Here is a 4,618-nt window from a genome sequence, read left to right on the forward strand (position 1 = left end):
CGCCATGCTCAGCCTCGGCGGCCACAAACCAGTGCTCCCCGGCCGGGATTAACCCACAGAAGCAGCAGGAGAGCCGAGATTCTGCCCAAAACGCACTCAAAGACGAGAAAACCGCGCTCTGTCGCGAAAAACTCCGTCGAATTGGTTACGCCGCGCGCACCAGGATCTCGCCGGGCGCGGCCGCATCGCTGCCGAAGATCAGGTGTCGGGTGGCGATCTTGTCGGTGAAGAACCGGTCGTGGCTGACCACCACCACGGCCCCCGGAAAGTGGATGAGGGCGCGCTCCATCACCTGGGTGCTGGCCAGGTCGAGGTGGTTCGTCGGTTCGTCGAGCAGGAGCACAGCGGCCCCCGACAGCAAGCACTGTGCCATGGCGACGCGGGCCCGCTGCCCACCGGAGAGGTTGCCGATCTTCTGCTTGAGGTCGGCCTCGGAGAATTGAAACATCGCGAGGAACCGGTTGACCGACTTGCGGGTCGCTGTGAAGGCGAGACTGCCCGGCATCGCGTTCACGGAGTGGCTGACGGTGTCATCGTCGTCAAGGCCGTCGAGCACCTGGTTGTAGGAGACCACGGCGGCGCCGGAGGCCCAGGCCACCTCGCCGAAATCGGCCTTCTCCTCCCCCGCCAGAACCCGTAGCAGGGTGGTCTTGCCGCTGCCGTTGGAGCCCAGGACCACGATGCGGTTGCCGCGCCGGATCTCGAAGGTGAGGTCGGTGAACAGCGCCTTCTCGCCGTAGGACTTGCTGAGCGACTCGATGCGGCAGAGCGAGTCCTTCACGTGCAGCCCGCCGTAGATCTCGGTGATGATCGTGTCGACGGGCCGCGGGCTGCGGGTCTTCTTGATGTGCGCGAGTTGGCTGTCGAGGGTGCGGCTGGCAGCCTTTGCGGCCTCGCGGCGGTCGCTGATCCCCTCCGCCTCGAAAGCGAGCAGTTCCGACTCGTGCAGGAACTGCAGCTCGAGGGTTTTCAGGCGAAACTGCTTCTGCACCACGTAGTCGCCGAAGTTGCCGGGGTACTCGTGCAGGTGGTAGTTCTCGACCTCAATGATGCGGGTGACGACCCCGTCAAGGAACCGGCGATCGTGCGAGACGATGATGGCCGCACCGCGGAATGAGCGGAACCAGGCCTCGAGCCACTCGACGCCGGCGACGTCCAGGTAGTTGGTTGGTTCGTCCAGGAGCAGCACGTCGGGCCGCTCGAGCAGGATCTTCGCCAGCGCCGCCCGGTTGCGCCAACCGCCGGAAAGCAAATCGATGGCGCAGACGCGGTGGGCCTCGTCGAACCCGAGGGTGGTCAGCGCGGCGTCGATACGCCGCGGGTAGTCCCAACCATCGAGGCGGTCCATGTCTTCGAACAGCTCGGCCTGGCGGTGGATCAGCCGGTCGAGTTCGGCGCTCTGCGCAGAATCCGCCGCGATCCGGGCGTCGATCGACGCGAGCTCGGCCTCGAGGGCCTTGATCGGGGCGAACAGGCCGTCGAGCACCTCGGTGATCGTGGATTCGCCGTTCAGTTCGGAGAACTGGGAGAAGTAGCCCACCCGGGTGCCGGCCTCGAGGGTGACGGTGCCGGCATCCGCGCTCACCTGGCCGAGGACCAGCTTGAGAATCGTCGACTTACCTGACCCGTTGCGGCCGATCAGTCCAACCCGGTCGCCTGGTTCCAGTCGGAAGAAGGCCTCACGCAGAATCTGGGTGTTCTCGAAACGGATGCTGACGTCGTTCAGCCTGATCAGGCTCACTGTGGCCGTCCTCTCGGGTTCGGTTCAGCCCCCGGGCGAGGCGGACGGCCAACTTTACCGTGTCAGGCAGGCGGTTCAGGGCGTGTGGTCGTCACCCATGGCGGATGCGCCCTTGTGGTCGTCCATGCGACCGAACGTGGTCTCGAGCACGCTGGCCAGCTTGTGCAGCGCACCGCTGACGGCCCCGGTCATCGTGGAGGAATGGTCGGTTGCCGCGAGGGGGTTGCCCCCGGCGGGACGCACCTCGAGCAGGCAACGGATGTCCTCGGTCGTCGCCCTGCCTGCGCTCTCGTCGCTGAGGTGGACCTCGACCCGCGTCAACCGGGAGCTGAACCGGGCCAGAACAGTTTCGACCGAGGACTCCACCTCCGCCACGACTGCGTCCGTGCCCGCGATGTTGTTGTCGGTGTTGACCAGGATTTGCATCTTTGCTCCTCAGTTGAAACGTCGGTCATTCCAGTATGGCGCGCAAAAATGTGCGGCCTGACGACCCGCCGACGCCGGTTATCGGCGTAGGCGCTACCGCTTCAGGTTGGTGAGCTCCTGAAGCACCTCGTCGGAGGTGGTGATGATGCGCGCATTCGCCTGGAAGCCGCGCTGGGCGACGATCAGGTTGGTGAACTCCTGCGAGAGGTCGACGTTGGACATTTCGAGGGTGCCGCCGCTGAGCGAGCCGAGGCCGCCGTCACCGGGGGCGCCGAGAGCCGCCTGGCCCGAGTTGAAGGTGGCGCGGTAGGCCGAGGAACCGGACTTCTCGAGGCCGCTCGGGTTGGTGAAGGTGGCCAGGGCGATGCGGGCGATGGCTGTCTGGCTGCCGTTGCTGAACAGGCCCACCAGGGTTCCGTCCTTGCCGAGGGTGAAGGACTGGAGGGAACCCGCCGTGGAACCGTCCTGGCTGCTGATCGTGGCCGTGCTCAGGCCAGCCTGCCCGGTCAGGGCGGTCAGATTCACCTTGACGTCGTTCACGATGAACGGACCGGTTGCCGTGAGCACACCTTCTGCGTCGAGGGTCAAGGCCGTGGAGCCGGTACCCACTGCGTCGGTGCCGCTCGCGGTCCAGCCGGTGGTCGTACGCGCGAAGGTGACCGACAGGGTACGGGCGGCACCCAGCGCGTCGTAGACCTTGACGTCGCGCACGATGGCGGAGCCTGCCGCCGCATCCGCCGGCAGGTTTCCGACCATGGTGACGCCGCCGGTTGCCTTCGCCGGGATCATGGCCTGCAGCGGCAGGGTGATGTTGCCCACCGGGCCACCCTCGTTGATCTGCCCGTTGGCGCCGTTCCAGCCTTGCACGATCGCACCGTCCGGGGAGACCAGGCGACCCTCGGCGTCAAAGTCGAAGGCACCCGCACGGCTATAGAGCGTCTCGCCGGCCAGTTGGGTGACGAAGAACCCGTCGCCGGAGATCGCCATGTCGGTGGCCCGCCCGGTGGACTGCGCGGAGCCCTGGGAGAAGTTCGTGGCGATCCCGGCCACCTGCACGCCGAGCCCGACCTGGGCCGGGTTCGTGCCGCCCACCTGCTCCTGGGGGCCACCCGCACCCTGCTTCAGCTGCGAAAGGGTGTCCTGGAACTGTACGGCCGACGCCTTGAACGCGGTGGTGTTGACGTTGGCGATGTTGTTGCCGGTGACGTCGAGCATGGTCTGGTGCGAGCGAAGGCCGGAGATGCCGGAGTACAGGGAGCGAAGCATGGGGTGCTGCCTTTCGGTGGGAAACGAGAACGAGAACGGATGTGAGGTGTGGGTCAGGCGGAGAGGCCGGGAGTGGTGCCGGCGGCGGCGCTCGCGCCCGAGGTGACGCCGGTCACCAGGTCGAGGGCGACGAGGGTCCCGTCGACGGTGACCTGGGGAACGGCCCCGGCGTAGGAGACGCTCGAGGCGGTACCGGTGCCCACGGTGCCATCGGCCCGCGTGAAGGTGACGTCCTGTCCGACCAGGGCCGCTGCGGCGACGCGCATCTGCAGGGAGAAGTTCTCGTCGGCGGTCGTTGAGAGCGCCGCGAGCTTCTCCATCATGGCCAGCTGCGTGGTCTGAGAGATCATCTGGTTGGTGTCCATGGGCGAACTGGGATCCTGGTTGCGCAGCTGAGTGACCAGCAACGACATGAACGCCTCGGAATCCAGGGTCTGTTTCGGGGCGCGCACGGGGGCGGTCGAGTACATCCCGGCCGGGGCGGCTGCTGCCACTGCGTCGATGGTCAAAGGGTCTCTTTTCTGGGATGGTGGGGTCTGTGTCGGTAGGGTCTGAGGTGGCAGCAGGTCAGGCGAGAACGTCGATGGTGGTGTGTGAGCCGGCGGCGCGCAGGGAAGACAGTCTGAGGTCGGCGGCACGGTCAGCGGCACGGTCGGCGGCAGGGCCGGCCGCACGGTCGCCTCGGGTCGCCCTGTCGTCTTCGGCCGGCCACTCCTGGCGGGCGTCGGGTCCGCCCTGTCGGGAGGCCGAGGGGTCCGAGGCGCGGGCGTCGGCCGACAGGGTGAGCTGCGCGTTCAGCCCGCCGCCCGACAGGTCCCGGCGCAGGTCGGGCAGGATGGCCCGAAGCGCCTCTCGGGCCAGGTCCGTGGGCGCGAACAGCTCGACCCGAATGTGCTCCCCGCGCACGTGAGCCCGCACGGTGACCGGGCCCAGATTGTCGGGACTCACGCTGATGGTCAGCACGTGGTCGCCGTTGGCGGCGCCCACCAGGGTGAACAGAGGTCGGGACACCTGGCCGGCCAGTGGCGCGGGCGGTGCTGCCGGGGCCGAGGCCGGGGCGCCGGACGGCACAAGGGGGGCGGTGGCCGGGGTGGCCGCCGTGGCCGGCGTGCCGAGCGGCACGAGCAGGGCGGCGGGCGCCGAGGCTTCGGCCTGGTTCAGGTTCACGGTGGCCGCGCGGTCACC

5 protein-coding genes are annotated in these 4,618 nt (G+C 67.8%); all 5 read right to left on the reverse strand.

All coding sequences use genetic code 11. From position 1 onward, the window contains the following. Positions 1-145: 145 nt before the first annotated feature. Entirely contained in the window at positions 146-1,741 is a 1,596-nt protein-coding gene (locus CXY79_RS00120) for an ABC-F family ATP-binding cassette domain-containing protein (protein ID WP_104099146.1), read from the reverse strand. Positions 1,742-1,816: 75 nt separating this feature from the next. Next, the gene (locus tag CXY79_RS00125; RefSeq protein WP_104099147.1) at positions 1,817-2,167 is read right to left on the reverse strand and encodes an HPF/RaiA family ribosome-associated protein; all 351 of its coding nucleotides are present in this window, start codon (positions 2,165-2,167) and stop codon (positions 1,817-1,819) included. 93 nt (positions 2,168-2,260) lie between these two features. Further along, positions 2,261-3,433 (reverse strand): flagellar hook protein FlgE, encoded by a 1,173-nt coding sequence (locus CXY79_RS00130; RefSeq protein WP_104099148.1) that lies wholly within the window; start codon positions 3,431-3,433, stop codon positions 2,261-2,263. A gap of 53 nt (positions 3,434-3,486) precedes the next feature. Further along, positions 3,487-3,942, reverse strand: coding sequence for a flagellar hook capping FlgD N-terminal domain-containing protein (locus tag CXY79_RS00135; RefSeq protein ID WP_369827908.1), 456 nt, complete (start codon positions 3,940-3,942; stop codon positions 3,487-3,489). 58 nt (positions 3,943-4,000) lie between these two features. Beyond that, a partial coding sequence (locus tag CXY79_RS00140; protein WP_146068056.1) for a flagellar hook-length control protein FliK occupies positions 4,001-4,618 on the reverse strand: 618 nt, incomplete at its 5' end.

The sequence above is a fragment of the Cryobacterium sp. M96 genome, assembly GCF_002929845.1.
GTDB classification, from domain to species: Bacteria; Actinomycetota; Actinomycetes; order Actinomycetales; family Microbacteriaceae; genus Cryobacterium; species Cryobacterium sandaracinum.